16 protein-coding genes and 1 tRNA gene are annotated in these 19,041 nt (G+C 71.7%); 14 read left to right on the forward strand and 3 right to left on the reverse strand.

What is annotated here, in order from left to right; translation table 11 throughout:
* Positions 1–128: 128 nt before the first annotated feature.
* The 14 genes from mfd (at position 129) to HS045_RS12395 (ending at position 15,182) form a co-directional block, all read left to right on the forward strand.
* Entirely contained in the window at positions 129–3,713 is a 3,585-nt protein-coding gene (gene mfd, locus HS045_RS12330; RefSeq protein WP_196451423.1) for a transcription-repair coupling factor, read from the forward strand.
* Positions 3,714–3,741: 28 nt separating this feature from the next.
* The gene (locus HS045_RS12335) at positions 3,742–4,368 is read left to right on the forward strand and encodes a SurA N-terminal domain-containing protein (RefSeq protein WP_196451425.1); all 627 of its coding nucleotides are present in this window, start codon (positions 3,742–3,744) and stop codon (positions 4,366–4,368) included.
* A gap of 21 nt (positions 4,369–4,389) precedes the next feature.
* Positions 4,390–5,340: a MazG family protein gene (locus tag HS045_RS12340; protein WP_196451427.1), complete on the forward strand. Its 951-nt coding sequence runs from the start codon at positions 4,390–4,392 to the stop codon at positions 5,338–5,340.
* A gap of 147 nt (positions 5,341–5,487) precedes the next feature.
* Positions 5,488–6,765 (forward strand): phosphopyruvate hydratase, encoded by a 1,278-nt coding sequence (eno, locus tag HS045_RS12345; RefSeq protein ID WP_196451429.1) that lies wholly within the window; start codon positions 5,488–5,490, stop codon positions 6,763–6,765.
* A 423-nt stretch (positions 6,766–7,188) separates the two neighbouring features.
* Positions 7,189–7,689 carry a septum formation initiator family protein gene (locus tag HS045_RS12350; RefSeq protein WP_196451430.1) on the forward strand — a complete coding sequence of 167 codons (501 nt, stop codon included), beginning with the start codon at positions 7,189–7,191 and terminating at the stop codon, positions 7,687–7,689.
* 67 nt (positions 7,690–7,756) lie between these two features.
* The gene (locus HS045_RS12355; protein WP_196451431.1) at positions 7,757–8,302 is read left to right on the forward strand and encodes a DUF501 domain-containing protein; all 546 of its coding nucleotides are present in this window, start codon (positions 7,757–7,759) and stop codon (positions 8,300–8,302) included.
* Positions 8,299–9,258, forward strand: a complete 960-nt coding sequence (locus tag HS045_RS12360) for a Ppx/GppA phosphatase family protein (protein WP_307827488.1) — start codon at positions 8,299–8,301, stop codon at positions 9,256–9,258. The genes HS045_RS12355 and HS045_RS12360 overlap by 4 nt, the downstream gene beginning before the upstream one ends.
* Before the next feature lie 167 nt (positions 9,259–9,425).
* Entirely contained in the window at positions 9,426–10,628 is a 1,203-nt protein-coding gene (locus tag HS045_RS12365; protein ID WP_196451433.1) for a hypothetical protein, read from the forward strand.
* A 144-nt stretch (positions 10,629–10,772) separates the two neighbouring features.
* Positions 10,773–11,570, forward strand: a complete 798-nt coding sequence (locus tag HS045_RS12370) for a uracil-DNA glycosylase (RefSeq protein ID WP_196451434.1) — start codon at positions 10,773–10,775, stop codon at positions 11,568–11,570.
* Between the two features lie 171 nt (positions 11,571–11,741).
* Positions 11,742–13,058 (forward strand): NAD(P)/FAD-dependent oxidoreductase, encoded by a 1,317-nt coding sequence (locus HS045_RS12375; RefSeq protein ID WP_196451435.1) that lies wholly within the window; start codon positions 11,742–11,744, stop codon positions 13,056–13,058.
* Positions 13,059–13,207: 149 nt separating this feature from the next.
* Positions 13,208–13,280 (forward strand) — tRNA-Leu (locus HS045_RS12380).
* 219 nt (positions 13,281–13,499) lie between these two features.
* Complete coding sequence (locus tag HS045_RS12385; RefSeq protein WP_196451436.1) at positions 13,500–14,282, forward strand: Bax inhibitor-1/YccA family protein; 783 nt, start codon at positions 13,500–13,502, stop codon at positions 14,280–14,282.
* Positions 14,283–14,464: 182 nt separating this feature from the next.
* Positions 14,465–14,701 (forward strand): DUF4287 domain-containing protein, encoded by a 237-nt coding sequence (locus HS045_RS12390; protein WP_374191379.1) that lies wholly within the window; start codon positions 14,465–14,467, stop codon positions 14,699–14,701.
* A 70-nt stretch (positions 14,702–14,771) separates the two neighbouring features.
* Positions 14,772–15,182: a PPOX class F420-dependent oxidoreductase gene (locus tag HS045_RS12395; RefSeq protein ID WP_196451437.1), complete on the forward strand. Its 411-nt coding sequence runs from the start codon at positions 14,772–14,774 to the stop codon at positions 15,180–15,182.
* A 19-nt stretch (positions 15,183–15,201) separates the two neighbouring features.
* On the opposite strand, the gene HS045_RS12400 is transcribed toward HS045_RS12395, so the two are convergent.
* The 3 genes from HS045_RS12400 to HS045_RS12410 form a co-directional block, all read right to left on the reverse strand.
* The gene (locus HS045_RS12400; protein WP_196451439.1) at positions 15,202–16,422 is read right to left on the reverse strand and encodes an acetyl-CoA C-acetyltransferase; all 1,221 of its coding nucleotides are present in this window, start codon (positions 16,420–16,422) and stop codon (positions 15,202–15,204) included.
* 213 nt (positions 16,423–16,635) lie between these two features.
* Positions 16,636–17,979, reverse strand: a complete 1,344-nt coding sequence (locus HS045_RS12405) for a PQQ-binding-like beta-propeller repeat protein (protein WP_307827489.1) — start codon at positions 17,977–17,979, stop codon at positions 16,636–16,638.
* 58 nt (positions 17,980–18,037) lie between these two features.
* Positions 18,038–19,012, reverse strand: a complete 975-nt coding sequence (locus tag HS045_RS12410; RefSeq protein WP_307827490.1) for an SGNH/GDSL hydrolase family protein — start codon at positions 19,010–19,012, stop codon at positions 18,038–18,040.
* Positions 19,013–19,041 lie beyond the last annotated feature (29 nt).

The following is a 19,041-nucleotide window of genomic DNA, read 5'->3' on the forward strand; positions in this document are numbered from 1 at the left end:
ATCGGTCACATGCCCCCCGATCGTTCCCGCGGGCCGGACCCGGGCAAGTAGTCTGGGACGCGCAACCCCCGTGCCCTGCGTTCCGGGGGCCTTTCGTGTTGCCGTCATGGGGGCTGTGGGCGATTTCAATGAGCCTTTCCGGACTGCTCGACCTCGTCGTGGCCGACCCGGCCCTGGCCTCCGCGCTGGCGGACCTGCGCCGGGGCGACCCGTCGGGCGTCTCCCTCGTCGCGCCGCCCGCGCTGCGGCCCTTCGCCGCGGCCGCGCTGGCCGGCGGCGGGACCGCCGGGCGGGACGGGACGCCCGGGCCCGGCCCGCGGACCGTGCTCGCGGTGACCGCGACCGGGCGCGAGGCCGAGGACCTCGCCTCGGCGCTCTCCAGCCTGCTGGGAGAGAACGCCGTCGCGGTCTTCCCCGCCTGGGAGACCCTGCCGCACGAGCGCCTGTCGCCGCGCAGCGACACCGTCGGCCAGCGCCTGGCCGTCCTGCGGCGGCTCTCGCACCCGGTGGCCGGCGACGCCTCCGCCGGGCCGCTGCGCGTCGTCGTCGCGCCGGTCCGGGCGGTGCTCCAGCCGATCGTGCGCGGCCTGGGCGACCTGCCGCCGGTACGGCTGCGCGCGGGCGACGACGCCGACCTCGACGGCGTGGTCCACGCCCTGGTGGGCAGCGGCTACCACCGGGTGGACATGGTCGAGAAGCGCGGCGAGGTGGCGGTGCGGGGCGGCCTGCTGGACGTCTTCCCGCCGACCGAGGAGCACCCCCTGCGCCTGGAGTTCTGGGGCGACACGGTCGAGGAGATCCGCTGGTTCAAGGTCGCCGACCAGCGGTCGCTGGAGGTGGCGCAGGACGGGTTGTTCGCCCCGCCCTGCCGGGAACTGCTGCTCACGCCCGAGGTGCGCGAGCGGGCCGCGGCGCTGGCCGCCGAGCACCCGGCGCTGGCCGAGACCCTCGACCGGCTGGCCGAGGGCGTGCCGGTCGAGGGCATGGAGGCGTTCGCACCCGTGCTCGCCGGAGAGATGGACCTGCTCGTCGACCACCTGCCCGGACCGGCGGCGGTCCTCGTCTGCGACCCCGAGCGGATCAGGAGCCGGGCCGAGGAGCTCGTGCGGACCAGCCAGGAGTTCCTGGAGGCCTCCTGGATCAACGCCGCGGCCGGCGGGGAGGCCCCGATCGACCTGGGCGCGGCGGCCTTCCGGACGCTGGAGGAGATCCGCGACCACGCCCGCACGCTGGCCCAGCCGTGGTGGTCGATCGCCCCGTTCGGCGGCGGCGACGACCTCGGGGACGGGTCCGGGGGCGACCTCGGGGGCGCGACCGGCGCCCTGGTCCTGGACGCCCAGGAGGCGGAGGCCTACCGGGGCGACACCCAGCGGGCGCTGGCCGACGTCAAGGGCTGGCTGGAATCCGGCCGGACCGTCGTGCTGCTCAGTGAGGGCCACGGCCCGGCCGAGCGCATGGTGGAGCTGCTCAAGGGCGTCGACCTGCCCGCGCGGCTGGACCCGGAGATCGGCCCGGCGCCCGACCCCCGGGTCGTGCACGTCACCACGGGCCTGGTCGACCACGGCTTCACCACCCCGTCGCTGGCGGTGCTGACCCACCTGGACCTGGTCGGGCAGAAGGCCTCCACCAAGGACATGCGCCGGCTCCCCAGCCGCCGCCGCAACATGGTGGACCCGCTCCAGCTCAAGGTCGGCGACCACGTCGTGCACGAGCAGCACGGCGTGGGCCGCTACGTCGAGATGGTGCAGCGGACCGTGCAGGGCGCGACCCGCGAGTACCTCGTGATCGAGTACGCCAAGGGCGACCGGCTGTACGTGCCGACCGACCAGCTCGACGAGGTCACCCGCTACGTCGGCGGCGAGTCGCCCACCCTCAACCGGATGGGCGGCGCCGACTGGGCCAAGGCCAAGACCCGGGCCAAGAAGGCCGTCAAGGAGATCGCCGGCGAGCTCATCCGCCTCTACAGCGCCCGGATGGCCTCGCCGGGGCACGCCTTCGGGCCGGACACGCCGTGGCAGCGGGAGATGGAGGACGCCTTCCCCTACGCCGAGACCGGCGACCAGCTGGAGGCCATCGACGAGGTCAAGCGCGACATGGAGCGCCCGATCCCGATGGACCGGCTGATCTGCGGCGACGTCGGCTACGGCAAGACCGAGATCGCGGTGCGGGCGGCGTTCAAGGCCGTGCAGGACGGCAAGCAGGTCGCGGTGCTGGTGCCCACCACGCTCCTGGTCCAGCAGCACCTGTCCACCTTCGCCGAGCGGTTCTCCGGGTTCCCGCTGAACGTGCGGCCGATGTCGCGCTTCCAGACCGACGCCGAGGTCAAGGAGACCCTGCGCGGGCTTTCGGAGGGGTCGGTGGACATCGTCATCGGCACCCACCGGCTGCTCTCGCCGGAGGCCAGGTTCAAGAACCTCGGGCTGATCATCATCGACGAGGAGCAGCGCTTCGGCGTCGAGCACAAGGAGGCCATGAAGCACCTGCGCACGCAGGTCGACGTGCTGGCCATGTCCGCCACGCCGATCCCGCGCACGCTGGAGATGGGCCTGACCGGCATCCGCGAGATGTCCACCATCCTCACCCCGCCGGAGGAGCGGCACCCGATCCTCACCTTCGTCGGCCCCTACGACGAGAAGCAGATCGCCGCCGCGATCCGGCGCGAGCTGATGCGCGACGGACAGATCTTCTTCGTGCACAACCGGGTCGCCAGCATCAACAAGGTGGCGGCCCGCCTGCACGAGCTCGTCCCCGAGGCGCGCATCGCCGTCGCGCACGGCCAGATGAACGAGCAGCAGCTCGAAAAGATCATGGTGGGCTTCTGGGAGCGCGAGTTCGACCTGCTCGTCTGCACCACGATCGTCGAGTCCGGCCTCGACGTGCCCAACGCCAACACGCTGATCGTGGACCGGGCCGACAACTACGGCCTGTCCCAGCTGCACCAGCTCCGCGGTCGCGTCGGCCGGGGCCGCGAGCGCGGCTACGCCTACTTCCTCTACCCGCCGGAGAAGCCGCTCACCGAGACCGCCCACGAGCGGCTGGCCACCATCTCCCAGCACACCGAGATGGGCGCGGGCATGTACGTCGCGATGAAGGATCTGGAGATCCGCGGCGCGGGCAACATCCTGGGCGCCGAGCAGTCGGGCTTCATCGCCGGCGTCGGCTTCGACCTGTACGTGCGGATGATGTCCGAGGCCGTGCAGGAGCAGAAGGCGAAACTGACCGGGGCCGAGCCGGAGGAGCGGCCCGACGTCAAGGTCGAGCTGCCGGTCAACGCGCACATCCCGCACGACTACGTGACCTCCGAGCGGCTGCGCCTGGAGGCCTACAAGCGCCTCGCGGCGATCTGCACCGACGACGACATCGCGGCGGTCCGCGACGAGCTCACCGACCGGTACGGCCGGCCGCCCCAGGAGGTCGACAACCTGCTGGCGGTCGCGCGCTTCCGGATCCGCGCCCGCCGGGCGGGACTCACCGACGTCACCCTGCAGGGCCAGCACATCCGGTTCGCTCCCGTGGACCTGCGCGACTCCCAGCAGGTCAGGCTCCAGCGGCTCTACCCGAAGGCGCTGCTGAAGCAGGCGACCGGTACGTTGCTGGTGCCCGTCCCCAAGACCAGACCGCTCGGCGGCCAGCCGCTGCGCGACCTGGACCTGCTCAAGTGGTGCGGCGACCTGGTCGAGGCGATGTTCCTGGAGAACATGCCGGTAAAGTGAAGCGGCGTTTGTCGTGAAGGGATCGCAAGTGAAGTCGACTCGAGTGCGCGTCATCCTGGCGGCCGTGGCCGTGGCGGCCACCCTGACGGCCTGTTCCCAGGAGCAGATCGGGGCCGCCGCCGTCGTGGGCGACCAGCGGATCGGCTCCGGCGAGCTGGAAGCCGACGTCAAGGAGTACGAGGCGGCGGTGGTCGCCTCCGGTCTGGACAAGAGCCAGCTCCAGCTCCGGGGGTCGGTCCCGCAGGCCGTGCTGACCAACGTGATCGCCATCGAGCAGCTGGAGCAGCTCGGCGCGCGCAAGGGCGTCACGGTCACCGAGACGGAGGTCGACACCTTCCTCAACCAGATCGCCACCCAGGGCGGGCAGAGCCGGCGCATGCCCGACGAGCAGATCGCCGTCAACGTCGGCGTGCCCCCGTCGAAGCTGCGCGACCTGGTCCGCATCACCCTGGTCGAGCGGAAGCTGCTGGCCGGGTTCGGCGCCGGACAGGACGAGGCCTCGCAGCAGGCCGCGTCCCAGAAGCTCGCCCAGGAGGCGGCGACCATCAAGGTCGTGCGGAGCCCGCGCTACGGCGTGGTCAATCCGCAGTCGCAGGGCGGCGCGGACTCCTACGTCGACGCCGGCCGCTTCGGCGCGATCCCCGCGTCCTCGTAGCCGTCGACGGGCGCGACGGACATGCCGCTGATCCTCGTCACCACCTCGCCCCGGGTCGCGCCGGGCCTGCTGAGCCACCGCGCCTGGCAGGTCCTGGCCGCCGGCCCGGTGCGCACCGCCTCGCCGGACCACCCGCACCTGCCGTTCCTGGCCGAGGCGGGGATCGAGGTCGAGGTCACGGCGCCGGATCCGGCCGCCCTGGTGCGCGAGGCGCAGGGCGGGGACGTGGTCTGGCTGGAGGCCGACGAGGCGCTGATGCGCCTGATCGGGCACGCGGCGGTCGCCCTCGACGACCCGCCGGTGATCGAGGTCGTGCCCGGCTCCTACGACCTGCCGGGCGCGCGCCTGCTCGACCTCGTCGCGGTGATGGACCGGCTCCGCACCCGGTGCCCGTGGGACGCCGAGCAGACCCACGAGTCGCTGGCGCCGTACCTCCTGGAGGAGGCCTACGAGGTGCTGGAGACGATCGAGGAGGGCGACCGCGGCGCGCTCCGCGAGGAGCTGGGCGACCTGCTCCTGCAGGTGGCCTTCCACGCGCGCGTCGCGGCCGACCGCCCCGCCGACGAGGGCGGGTTCGACGTCGACGACGTGGCGGCGGGCATCGTGGACAAGCTGGTCCGGCGCCACCCGCACGTGTTCGCGGCCGTCGAGGTGGACGGCGCCGAGCAGGTCAGCGACAACTGGGAGACGATCAAGGCGGCCGAGCGCGCCGCCAAGAGCGGCGGCGACGCCGGCTCCCCGGTCGACGGCGTGCCCATGGGCCAGCCCGCGCTCTCCCTCGCCGCGCAGCTGCTGCGCCGCGCCGGACGCGCCGGCCTCCCCGCCGGTCTGCCGGAGGGCGTCCCGGCCGACGGCCTCGGCGCCCGCCTGTTCGCGCTGGTACGGCAGGCGCAGGCCGAAGGGCTGGACCCGGAGGCGGAACTGCGGGCGGTGGCCCGCGCCTACCGCGACATGGTCCGCCGACGACCCTGAGCGGACGGTCCCGGCGGGCGGCTTCCGAGGGCGGTCACCGGGGCGGGGCCGTACGCGGAAGGCTCTGCGGTGGGGCGGTCGCCGTGCTGGGAAGCAGAGGTCGATAGGCTTTTGCAGCAAGCTATTCTACGACCTTAGGAGCACTTCGTGGCTTCCATCGAGGGCGTACGCGCCCGCGAGATCCTTGACTCCCGGGGTAACCCGACGGTCGAGGTCGACATCCTGCTGGACGACGGCAGCGAGGGTCGCGCCGCCGTGCCGAGCGGCGCCTCCACCGGCCAGTTCGAGGCCGTCGAGCTGCGCGACGGAGACACGCGCTACGGCGGCAAGGGGGTCGAGAAGGCCGTCCTCGGGGTGACCGACGAGATCGCCGACGAGATCCTCGGCTTCGACGCCGCCGAGCAGCGCAGCATCGACCAGGTCATGATCGACCTCGACGGCACCCCGAACAAGGCCCGGCTGGGCGCCAACGCCGTCCTGGGCGTCTCCCTGGCCGTGGCCAAGGCCGCCGCCGAGAGCGCCGAGCAGCCGCTCTTCCGCTACCTCGGCGGTCCGAACGCGCACGTCCTCCCGGTGCCGATGATGAACATCCTGAACGGCGGCGCGCACGCCGACACCAACGTGGACATCCAGGAGTTCATGATCGCTCCGATCGGCGCGGAGAGCTTCCGCGAGGCCGTGCGGATGGGCACCGAGGTCTACCACGCGCTCAAGTCCGTGCTGAAGGAGAAGGGCTACACCACCGGCCTGGGCGACGAGGGCGGCTTCGCGCCGAGCCTGCCGTCCAACCGCGACGCGCTGGACCTGATCCTGGTCGCCATCGAGAAGGCCGGCTACACGCCGGGCGAGGACATCGGCCTGGCCCTCGACGTGGCCGCCTCCGAGTTCCACAACGAGGGCGTCTACACGCTCGAAGGCAAGGGCCTGTCGTCCGCCGAGATGATCGCCTTCTACGAGGACCTCGTCGCCAACTACCCGCTGGTCTCCATCGAGGACCCGCTGGACGAGAGCGACTGGGAGGGCTGGAACGCCATCACCAAGGCGCTCGGCGACAAGGTCCAGCTCGTCGGCGACGACCTGTTCGTGACCAACCCCGAGCGGCTGGCCCGCGGCATCGCCGAGGGCACCGCCAACGCGCTGCTGGTCAAGGTCAACCAGATCGGCACCCTGACCGAGACCCTGGACGCCGTGGACCTGGCCCACCGCAGCGGCTACCGCTGCATGATGAGCCACCGCTCCGGCGAGACCGAGGACACCACGATCGCCGACCTCGCCGTGGCCACCAACTGCGGTCAGATCAAGACCGGCGCCCCGGCCCGCTCCGACCGGGTGGCCAAGTACAACCAGCTGCTCCGCATCGAGGAGCTCCTGGACGACGCCGCCCGCTACGCGGGCCGCGCCGCGTTCCCGCGCTTCCAGCGCTAGCGTGACAGCGTACGACTCGCGCCCGTCGTCACATCCCGGGCGCGAGCCGTACCGGCACGGCCCCGGACACGACGCGCGGCGCCCGGACCGAGGAGCGAGGGAGCCCGCGAGGGGGCTCCGGCGTCCGGACCGAGGAGCGAGGGAGCCCGCGAGGGGGCTCCGGCGTCTGGACCGAGGAGCGAAGGAGCCCGCGAGGGGGCTCCGGCGTCTGGACCGAGGAGCGAAGGAGCCCGCGAGGGGGCTCCGGCGTCTGGACTGAGGAGCGAAGGAGCGCAGCGGATGAGCGACGAGGGAAGACGCCGGTCACCGGCCCCCGAGCCGCGACGCGCAGCGTCGCAATCAGCACAGCGGATGAGCGACGAGGGAAGACGCCGGTCACCGGCCCCCGAGCCGCGGCGCGCAGCGTCGCAATCAGCAGAGCGGATGAGCGACGAGGGAAGACGCCGGTCACCGGCCCCCGAGCCGCGGCGCGCGGGCGTCGCCGCCGGCACGGTGAAACGGCCGCAGTTGACGGCGCGGGCCGCAGTGCTCGCGGTCGTGGTGTGCGCGATCGCGATGAGCCTCGCCTACCCCGTCAGGGAGTACATCGCACTGCGCCGCAACATCGCGCAGCTGGAGCAGGAGAAGGCCAGGGAGCTGGCGGCGATCAGGGCGCTGGAGGACCGGCGCAGGCAGCTGGAGGACCCCGGCTACAAGAAGCAGGTGGCCCGGGAGCGGTTGTTCTACTGCGAGCCCGGACGCAAGTGCTACGTCGTGATGGACGACGAGCCCGCGGGCGCGAAGGGCGCCGCCGCGCAGCGGAAGGCCGCCGTCCCACCGTGGTACCAGACGCTCTGGGAGTCGGTCGAGGCCGCGGACACGGGCAAGGGGCGCCGGGCGCCCGCCACCGGCGGCGGGACCGGCGCGGCGCGGCCCGGGGGGTGACCGGCCTCCCTCCGCGGGTCCGGGGAGGCGATAACCTGGACGCCGTTTTCCCGTGGGGGTGTGGCGAATGGTCGACGACCGCGATGTGGCCGCGGTGCGACAGCAGCTCGGCCGGGCGCCGAGAGGGCTGCGGGCGGTGGCGCACCGCTGCCCGTGCGGGCTGCCGGACGTGGTGGAGACCGCGCCGCGGCTGCCGGACGGCTCCCCCTTCCCGACGCTGTTCTACCTGACCTGCCCTCGGGCCAACTCCGCCATCGGGACCCTGGAGAGCACGGGGATGATGCGGGAGATGCGGGAGCGGCTCGCCGGGGACCCGGAGCTGGCCGAGGCCTACCGCCTGGCGCACGAGGACTACGTCGCGCGCCGCGACGAGGCCGCCGCGGCGGAGGGACTGGAGCCGCTGCCCCGGGGCATGCAGAGCAGTGGCGGCATGCCCGACCGGGTCAAGTGCCTGCACGCGCTGGTCGCGCACGAGCTGGCGGCGCCGGGGAGCAATCCCTTCGGCCGCGAGGCGCTCGACGCGCTCGGCGCATGGTGGGCCGACGGTCCGTGCTGCCGGGTGGAGGGGGCGGACCCGCCCCGCACGACCGACTCCGAGGAGGACGACCAGTGACCCGTGTCGCCGCGATCGACTGCGGTACCAACTCCGTCCGTCTGCTGATCGCGGACATCCATCAGGACTCGCTGCACGAGGTCGAGCGGCGGATGGAGATCGTCCGGCTCGGCCAGGGGGTGGACGAGACGGGGAGGCTGGCCCCGGAGGCGCTGGAGCGGACCTTCGCCGCGATGCGCGGCTATGCCGGGCTGATCGAGGGGCACGGGGCCGTCGCGGTCCGCGTGGTGGCCACCAGCGCCACCAGGGACGCGGCCAACCGGCAGGACTTCGCCGCCGGGGTACGGGAGATCTTCGGGGTCGAGCCGGAGGTGGTCACGGGCGCCGAGGAGGCGCAGCTGTCGTTCACCGGGGCGACCGGCGATCTGGTGAGCCTCTCGCCCGAGACCGGCCTGCCCACCCCCGTCGGCACCCGCCCGCCGTACCTGGTGGTGGACATCGGCGGGGGCTCCACGGAGTTCGTGGTCGGCTCGACGCACGCGGAGGCGGCGCTCTCGGTGGACATCGGCTGCGTCCGGCTGGCCGAGCGGCACCTGCGCGGGGCGGGCGACCCGCCCTCGGCCGAGGCCGTCGAGGCGATGACCGCGGACATCGACGACGCGCTCGACCGGGTCGCGGAGGAGGTGCCGGTGGAGCGGGCGCTGACCATGGTCGGGCTCGCGGGTTCGGTGACCACGGTCGCCGGGATGGCCCTTGAGCTGGACGAATATAACGCGGATAAAATCCACCACGCGCGGATTCCGGCAGATCGGGCGCATGGAATAGCGCGCCGCTTGCTGGAGATGTCCCACGACGAGCGGCTGGCCGTGCCGGTCATGCATCCCGGCAGGGCCGACGTCATCGGGGCGGGCGCGCTCATCCTGGACCGGATCCTCCAGCGGTACGGCTTCGCCGAGGTCGTCGTCAGCGAGAGGGACATCCTCGACGGGATCGCCTGGTCGCTCAGCAAATCTTGACAATATCCGGACAAAACGCCATTCGTTATCAATTGAGTGGTCCATCCGTTTTATGGTTAGGTAAAGAAGCTTTAGTGAGGCTCTGCCGTAGGCCCGGCACGGCTGGTGTCGGGGCGGCAACCGTCTCCGGAGCGCACCCGCTTCCTAACGAAACGGAGCATCCCCTCATGAAGTCCGGTCTAGCGCGCAAGCTGGCCGCCGTCGGAGCCGGCGCGGCCATGCTGGCGACGATGGCGACGGGCCTGCTGGCCACGCCCGCAGCGGCGGCCACTGGGTCCACCGCGGGGAAGGCGACTTCCTCGCACACCAAGCCGGCGGTCTCCGTCGGCACCCCCAAGGTCTCCCTCTCGAACTACGAGGGAGAGTGCCCGGTGCGGGTCACCTTCTCCTCGTGGATCAAGGTGAAGGCCGTCAAGGGCAAGACCACGGTCGCCTACCGGTGGCTGCGCGGCAACGGCTCCCAGAGCTCGGTCAAGACCCTCACCGTGGGCAAGGGCGTCAAGTACGTCACGGTGAAGGAGACCCACAAGATCGGTGGCGACACCAAGGGCTGGGAGGCGCTGCAGGTCCTGGCGCCGCGCAAGGTCACCTCGAAGAAGGCCTACTTCAAGGTCTCCTGCGATGAGGGCGACGGCGTCGGCCACAAGGAGGAGGTCCACGACCGCCGCCTGTACACCAAGGTGTGGGCGGACGAGGGCAACTGCAAGGCCACCCTGGTCGGCCGTATCAGCACCTCCGGCCCGAGCTGGGTGCGCTACCGCTGGGTGGTCAACGGCCACGTCGTGGACCGCGGCACCGTCCGCGTGGACGGCTCGCGCAACGTCTACCACGTGATCCGCGCGCGGGAGACCGTACGCGGCTGGGCGGCCCTGGAGGTCGGGGACCGCTACCAGAGCAGCTCCGACCGCACCTGGTTCAAGATCACTTGTAGGGACTGGTCGAGGCCGCACGTGCCGGGCCACGACCACAACGTGGTCACCAAGGTCGGGAACGTGTCCGCCGGCCAGAGCGCGGCGGAGTGCCCGAAGGCGACGGTGACCGCCGTCGGCAGCATCTACGCCAGCGGCCCGGCCAAGGTCAGGTACCAGTGGCTCGCCAACGGCAGCGTCGTCGGCGGCGGCGTCGTGGAGATCGGTCGCCACGGCGGCACCCAGACGGTCTCCTACGGCGGGTCGTCGGACGGTCTGAAGGGCGGCGTCATCGTGCTGAAGATCGACGGTGACTCCAAGTCGGACGACTACGCCGCGGTCTGCCCCAAGCCCGAGCCGAAGCCCGAGCCCGAGCCGAAGCCCGAGCCGAAGCCCGAGCCGAAGCCCTCCGCTTCCACTCCGGCGACGGAGGAGAAGCCCGCGACGCCGACCGGCGTCTGACTCCGGGACTGAGCGCTCCGGCATGAGCCGGGGGAGCTGAGCCGGGGAGGTTCGAAGAGGCGGTGCCCGCTCCGTGCGGGTGCCGCCTCCGTCGTTTCGCCCCTCTCCGCCGTGAGCGGAGCGCGGCGGTGGCACGATCGGGACATGACCTTCGTTCCTCCGGGGTCCGGATGGCCGGACGACCCGGCCCGGCCCGACACGCCCGTCGCGAACGATCCCGGCGAGGTGGAGGGGCTCGCGTCGGCGAGCCGTACCCTCGCCGAGCTCACGGCCCGCCAGTCGGTCTGCCGCGCCTGCCCCCGCCTGGTGGAGTGGCGCGAGGAGGTCGCGACCGTCAGGCGGCGGGCGTTCGCCACGGAGACCTACTGGGGCAGGCCCGTCGCCGGATGGGGCGAGGACAGGCCGCAGATCCTGATCGTGGGACTGGCCCCGGCCGCGCACGGCGGCAACCGCACCGGACGGATCTTCACCGGGGACCGGAGCGGGGACTGGCTGTTCGCCTCGCTGCACCGGACGGGCCTGGCCGCGCGGGAGACCAGCGTCCGGGCGGGGGACGGGCAGCGGCTCCTCGGCACCCGGATGGCGGCCGCCGTCCGCTGCGCGCCGCCGGAGAACAAGCCGGCGCCGCAGGAGCGGGCCGCCTGCTTCCCCTGGCTCGCCCGTGAGGTCGAGCTGGTCGCGGAGAGCCTGCGGGTGGTGGTGGCGCTGGGCGGCTTCGCCTGGCAGGCCGTCTGGCCCGCGTTGCGGGAGGCGGGGTACGCCCTGCCGCGACCGAGACCCGCCTTCGGGCACGGAGTCGAGGTCGAGCTCTCCCGCGGTGGAACCTCCGCGCGTCTTCTCGGCTGCTACCACCCCAGCCAGCAGAACACCTTCACCGGCAGGGTGACGGCGGAGATGCTCGACGAGGTCTTCACCAGGGCCGATGTGCTCCGAGGCCTGTGAGGTCCATCACAAAATAGAATAATTGCAGAATTTTCCCGCGAAACTACGGAAAAAAGTCCGTTACGTGTAATTTTCGATGAAGTTGCCCGGGGGGCCCCTGGTGTCATCGGAAAGTCCGACGTATTCTTGTGAAAGCTTTCACAAGGCCTCGGACCGAAGGATGGCACCGAAGTGAACCGCAACTCCAAGCACATCGTGGTCGTCGGCGGCGGCTATGTCGGCCTCTACACCGTGCTGCGGCTGCAGCGCACGCTCCGCAGGGAGCTGCGCGAGGGCAGTGTGCGCATCACCGTCCTGACCCCCGAATCCCACATGACCTACCAGCCCTTCCTCCCGGAGGCGGCGGCCGGCAACCTCTCCCCCCGTCACGTGGTGGTCCCGCTCCGCCGAGTCCTGCCGAAGGCGACGATCCTCAACGGCAAGGCCACCAAGATCGATCATGCGGCCAAGCGGGTGTGCTTCGAACCGAACGTGGGCGCCCCCTACGAGCTCGACTACGACATCGTGGTGATGGCCGCCGGTTCGGTCTCCCGCACGCTGCCCATCCCGGGCCTGGCGGACGCCGCGATCGGCTTCAAGACGGTCGGTGAGGCGATCGCCCTGCGCAACCGGGTGCTCGGCCTGCTCGACCGGGCGGAGAGCAGCGGCGACGAGGCCCTGCGCCGCAGGGCGCTGACGTTCGTCGTGGTCGGCGGCGGCTTCGCGGGCATCGAGGCGCTGGCCGAGCTGGAGGACATGGCGCTCGACGCGGCCCGCTACTACCACGACGTCCGGCGCGAGGACATGCGCTGGGTCCTGGTCGAGGCCACCGACCGCATCCTGCCCGAGGTCGGCCCCGAGATGGGCATGTGGACCGCCGAGCAGCTGCGCGAGCGCGGCATCGAGGTCAAGATGAAGACCCGGCTGGAGTCCTGCGAGGGCGGCCTGGTCACGCTCTCCGACGGTGACGAGTTCGAGTCGGCCACCATCGTGTGGACCGCCGGCGTGAAGCCGAGCCCGGTCGTGAACGCCGGGGACCTGCCGCTGGACGAGCGCGGCCGGATCAAGACGAGCACCCGGCTGACCGTGGTCGGGGTCCAGGACGCCTTCGCCGCGGGAGACGTGGCGGGGGTGCCCGACATGACCAACCCGGGCCAGTACTGCGCGCCCAACGCCCAGCACGCGGTCCGTCAGGCCAAGGTGCTCGCCGACAACATCACCCGTCGGCTCCGCGGACAGGAGATGGTCGACTACCGGCACAGGTACGTCGGCTCGGTCGCCGGTCTGGGCCTGTACAAGGGCGTCGCCAACGTCTACGGCGTCAAGCTCCGCGGACTGCCCGCATGGTTCATGCACCGCACCTACCACCTGTCGCGGGTGCCGACCCTCAACCGCAAGGTCCGGGTGATGGCGGACTGGACGCTGGCGCTGTTCTTCAAGCGTGAGACCGTCTCGCTGGGGGAGATCGAGGCCCCGCGCGAGGAGTTCCGCGCGGCGGCCACGGCCTGAGCCGCCGGCCCTCGGGCGGCCGGTCACGGGGGGCGCGCCGATCACCGTGCCCGCGCGGTCGCCGGTCCGTCCACCGGACGGACCGGCGACCGCGGGGACGGATGGCGCGAGCGGTTACGCCTGAGTGGTCCGTTACGTATGATTGCGGCGCCCCCGTAGCCCAATGGCAGAGGCATACCCCTTAAAAGGGTCGAGGTGCGGGTTCGAATCCCGCCGGGGGCACTCGCGCGGTCCGGCCGCGGGCTCCGCCGGTGGGGCGGTGCGCTCCCCAGGGTGTCGTGAGGTCGTGGCGGGAACCGGGAACTCAGAAGAGGAACCGGTCGTTGGAAGAGGCGGCGGTAGCCGTACGGCCAATCGCGCACGATGGATATGAGCACGATACGGCTGTGTGACGAACGATCGAATACGCTGATCGTGTTAGGTCGCAGCGTGGAGGCAGCGATGGAGAGCAAGAACCCCGTATTCAAGAGGCAGTCCCAGGGCCAGCAGGCCTGGGGCGGGCCGACCCCGACCCCTGAGCAGCTTCAGGGCATGTACGACACCCCGTCGTACGCACCGCCCGCGCAGCGGGCCATGACGATCGACGACGTGGTCGTGCGGGGCTTCATCACCCTGGGCACGCTCGTCGTCTCGGCCGCCGCGGCCTGGGTGCTCAACCTCGGCTGGGGCGCGGCGATGGTCGGCGTGCTCGTCGGCCTGGTGCTGGCGCTGGTGATCTCGTTCAAGCAGAGCACCAACCCGGCGCTGATCCTCGGCTACTCGGTCGCCTACGGCGTCGCCGTCGGCGTGATCAGCCACTTGATGGAGGCCCGCTTCCCGGGCATCGTCATCCAGGCGGTCCTCGGCACGGCCATGGCCTTCGGCGGGATGCTGACCGTCTACTCCCTGCGCATCGTCCGGGTGACGCCGAAGTTCACCAAGTTCGTCGTGGCGGCGACGCTCGGCCTGATGGCCGCGCTGCTCGTCAACTGGATCGCGAGCTTCTTCGTCGCCGGCGGCCTCGGCCTCCGTGAGGCGGGTCCGATCGGCTACCTCGTCAGCGTCGCGGCGATCCTGATCGGCTGCTTCTTCCTGCTGCTCGACTTCGACGAGGTCGAGCGGGGCGTCCGGGCCGGCGCTCCGGCGAAGTACTCCTGGCTGATGGCCTTCGGTCTGACGGTGACCCTGGTCTGGATCTACCTGGAGATCCTGCGCCTGCTGAGCTACTTCAGCAGCAGCGACTGATCGCACCCCAGAAAAACGGACAAACCCCACCGGATCGCCCCGGTGGGGTTTTTCTATGCAAAAACGGGAACATTATGAGCGAAACGCAGCTGGAGATCAACGAAATGTGACAGGAGAGACCCTCCGCAGGTCTTGCCATTCCGTAGTGCCGTGAGGCACTGTCGAGCAAAGGAGCCCTATCCGTGGAGGTGCCCATGCCGATGAACCACTCACCGGAGACGCATAGCAAGCTGATCGCAAGAGTCCCGGACATCACGGGGCGCGCGCTCCCCGAGTGGTTTCAAGCCATCGACAACGGTCCGTCGTTCCTTCGCTGCGACGAGCGCGCCAACTGGCTCGCCGCAGAGCACGGACTGACCCACGGCTACGCCGCCGCCATCGTGCACGAGCACGAGCGGCACCGCCGTCACCACTTCTGACTCGCCGTCCTCATGAGGGCTCCGCCGCCGCCGGTGGCGGAGTCCTCGCCTGCGCGGGGATGATGGGCCCATGGATCTCGACAGAGCACGTGAGTTCATCCGGAGCAACCACCGGGCGGTCATGCTGACCTGGCACGCCGACGGGCGGCCCCAGCTCTCCCCGGTCACGGTGGGGCTGGACTCCGCGGGAAACCCCGTCATCAGCACCCGGGAGACGGCGGCGAAGGTCCGCAACCTCCGCAAGGACCCCCGGGTGGCGCTCTGCGTGACCACGGACGCGTTCTTCGGCGAGTGGATCCAGATCGAGGGGACGGCCGAGGTCGTGCCGCTGCCGGAGGCGATGGACCTGCTGGTGGCGTACTACCGCGACATCTCCGGGGAGCATCCCGACTGGGACGACTACCGGGCGGCCATGGAGCGGGACCGGCGGGTGATCGTGAGGATCGACCTCACCCGCGCCGGTCCCGACGTCCACGGCTGACGGCTCCGGAGCGCGCAGGCTAGCCGAGGCGCTCCAGGACCATGGCCATGCCCTGGCCGCCGCCCACGCACATGGTCTCCAGGCCGATGGACTTGTCGTGGAACCGGAGGCTGTTGATCAGCGTGGAGGTGATCCGGGCGCCGGTCATGCCGAACGGGTGGCCCACCGCGATGGCGCCCCCGTTGACGTTGAGCCGGTCGAGGTCGATGCCCAGTTCCTTGTAGGACGGGATGACCTGGGCGGCGAAGGCCTCGTTGATCTCCACGAGGTCGACGTCGTCGATGGACATGCCCGCCCGCGCCAGGGCCTGCCGGCTGGCCTCGACCGGGCCCAGGCCCATGATCTCGGGGGACAGCCCGCTCACGCCGGTGGACACGACGCGGGCGAGTGGCGTGATGCCCAGTTCCGCGGCCTTGGTGTCGCTCATCACGATCACGGCGGCGGCGCCGTCGTTGAGCGGGCAGCAGTTGCCCGCCGTGACGGTGCCGTCGGGGCGGAACACCGGCTTGAGCCGGGAGACGGCCTCGTAGGTGGTGCCGGCGCGGGGGCCGTCGTCCTTGCTGACCACGGTGCCGTCGGGCAGGGTCACCGGGGTGATGTCCTGCTCCCAGAAGCCGTTGGCGATCGCCTTCTCGGCGAGGTTCTGGGACCGGACGCCGAACTCGTCCTGCTCCTGGCGGGAGACGCCCTTGAGGCCGGCCACGTTCTCCGCGGTCTGGCCCATCGCGATGTAGACGTCCGGCAGCGCGCCGTCCTCACGGGGGTCGCGCCAGGCGGGGGCGCCGCCCTCGGCGGCCTTCTTCCCCCGGGCCTGCGCGTCGAGGAAGAGCGGGTTCTGCGTGTCGGACACGCCGTCGGCGCTGCCCTTGGCGAGGCGGGAGACGCACTCCACACCGGCCGAGATGAAGACGTCCCCCTCGCCCGCCTTGATGGCGTGCATGGCCATCCGGGTGGTCTGCAGCGAGGACGAGCAGTACCGGTTGACGGTGGTGCCGGGCACGCCGTCCAGACCGAGCAGGGTGGAGACCACCTTGGCCATGTTGAAGCCCTGCTCGCCGCCCGGCTGGCCGCAGCCCAGCATCAGGTCGTCGATGGTGTTCGGGTCGAGCTGGGGGACCTTGGCCAGTGCGGCCTTGATCATTTGCGCCGTCAGGTCGTCAGGACGGATGTCCTTGAGCGATCCCTTGAAGGCGCGTCCGATGGGCGAGCGCGCGGTCGCGACGATGACTGCCTCGGGCATGTGGCCTCCTGTGGTGACGGCGACGCCGCGCGTCGCGGCTCGCGGGTCCTTCGTCGATCGCTTCTCTGCGGAGGTTACCGTGCGGTAGCCCGGAAGCCACGACCCGGGGCGGGAAGAAACAGAACTTTGTTACGGAATGCCAAAGGGTCCCGCTGTTCGGCGGGACCCGGGCACAGTCGCGGACGGGGGAGCCGTCGGCGGGGCGCCGGAACGCTAGCCGTACATCCCCGGAGCGGTGGCGGTGGCGTCCTGGACGCCGTGCAGGCCGCCCTTCTCGTCGCGCCAGATGCGCCAGCCGTTCTGGCTGCCGGTGAACCAGCCGGGCGGGGCGCCGGCGCCGGTCACCCGCTTCCCGGTGGCCAGGTCGAACTCGCACAGCGAGGCCACGGAGTAGAACCCGGGGGCCTGGCCCTTCAGCGCGAGGGGCTGGGGGTCGGTGACGCAGAAGGACCAGCCGCGTTCCTCCTCGACCTCGGCCGGCCTGCCGGTGGCGAGGTCGAAGGCGGTCCCGCGCTTGCCGTGCTTGAGGAAGCCGATCCGGTCCATCCGCGCGGGGAAGGCCAGCCACCAGCCCGACCCCGGGACGTCGGTCGCCGGGATCTGACCGAGGACCCGGCCGCTCTCGGGGTCGAGCCGGGCGAACCCGCCGTACTGGCCCTGCTGGTCGACCGGGCGGACGACGGGGGCGAACCCCGGGCTGCCGCTGGGGTAGACGCGCACGACCGAGGGGCGGATCCAGTTGACCGAGCCGTCGGAGAGCTTCACGGAGAAGAGCCCGAAGGCGGAGACCTTCTTCGTCCTGGGGTCGGTGTAGGGGGCGACGTAGCCGATGAGGTTCTCGGCCGTCGAGCCGAACGACCACCCGCCCGACATGTTGACGCCGGAGCCGAGGGCCTGCTCGACGGGCTGCTGCCAGACGACCTTCCCGGTCCGCAGGTCGTAGGCCTCCAGCAGGGGGTTGCGGGCCAGTCGCAGGAAGACCGCGCGCGAGGCGTTGGACCACTGCACCTCCGCGATGCCGGGGAGCCTCCACCGCGGCCTCCCGGTGGCCGGATCGAGCACGACGACCCGCGCCGTGGACAGGGCGGTGTTCTCCGACAGGCACACGAACATCCCGCACTTCTGCGGCCCGAAGGTGGAGTGGAGCGGCCGGGTCCACCGCGTGTTCCCGGTCTTCGCGTCGCGGCCGACGAGCGCGGCGGTCCGCCGCCGTTTCACGGACGGGTCGACGGTGACGACGACGGTCTGGTCGCGGCCCGTCTCGATGATCGCCGGAGCGGGGATCCCCATCCCGGGCAGCCGGCCCGCCATGGTCGCGGGAGCGGACCACAGCCGCTTGCCGGAGCCGAGGTCGAGGGCGACGGTCTCCAGCGTGCCGTCGGGTCGGAGCGACGTCGTCGCGGCGACGTCACCGGCGATGGCGGTGCGGCTGACCGCGTTCACCTCGGCGGTGTGCCAGCGGGGGTAGTCGGGGGTGGCCGCTTCACTGCCGGAGCAGCCGGCCAGGGTCAGGGCTCCGGCGAGCACCATGGCTGGTTTCGCGTGAGGCCGGATCACAGGCAATCCACTCCAAAGAGGCGAGGCGTCACGACATCGCCGCGGAGGGTGACCGGGCTCAGGCGTCGTGAGGCAGCGGCTCAGGCCTCCGGCGGAGCAGCGTCACCCATCGTCCGTGGGGACCCGTGGCTCGACCGGCGACCCGGGTCGCGGACACCTCGGCGCCGGGCTCCTCCGCGGCCTTAGCCGCAGCAAGGTAAATCGACTGACCGCGCACGGGCTGCGGTTCGGGCCACAGCTCCAACGCAGTGCAAACAGAAGGTAGCACCGCGTAAGCGACTTGCGTGTAGCCTCGGCGAGATGGATGGTAACGGTCGGGTCCGAACATTTCGTGGGGGTTTGCCGCGAATTCCTCACCCAGGAGGTCGGCGAAGGCCACCGTCCGCCCGCCCGCCTCGATGACCGCGACGGTCTGCGCGGCGGCGAGCTGCCGGCTCCAGCGCCTGGTCACCCAGCGCAGCGGCTGCGGGAGCGGCCGGACCGTGCCCAGGTCCGGGCAGGTGCCCACGACCACCTCGGCTCCGGCCTCGCGCAGCCGCCGCACCGCCTTCTGCAGATGCCGTACGGCCTGCGCCGGGAAGGTCTGCGTGGTGACGTCGTTGGCCCCGATGAAGACGACCGCGACCTCCGGGCGCGCCTCCAGCGCCCGGTCCACCTGCTCGTCGAGATCGGCGGAGGCCGCCCCCGACACGCCGGCCACGGTGAGCCGTACCGGCCGCTCGGCGACGGCGGCCACGCCGCACGCGATGAGCACGCCGGGGGTGTCGGCGGGGTCGGTCATGCCCAGGCCGACCGAGGTGGAGTCGCCGAGCATGGCCATCCGGATCGGCTCGCCGCCGAACTCGCCGTAGAGCCCGTCCGAGGGCGGCCCCTCCATGCCGTGGGGGCGCCCGACGATCCGCCGGGCCAGCACGCCCTCGGCGAACAGGATCCCGTAGGTGGCCGCGCCGAGCAGGGTCAGTCCGCCCCCTCCCACGGCCGCCGCCGCCGCGATGCGCCGCGCGGCCCGAGCCGCGCCGGGTGTCCAGGCCACGTGTCCGCGTCCTCCTCCGCTGTCGTGCT

This window comes from Planomonospora sp. ID82291 (genome assembly GCF_015711645.1).
In the GTDB taxonomy this organism is placed as follows: domain Bacteria; phylum Actinomycetota; class Actinomycetes; order Streptosporangiales; family Streptosporangiaceae; genus Planomonospora.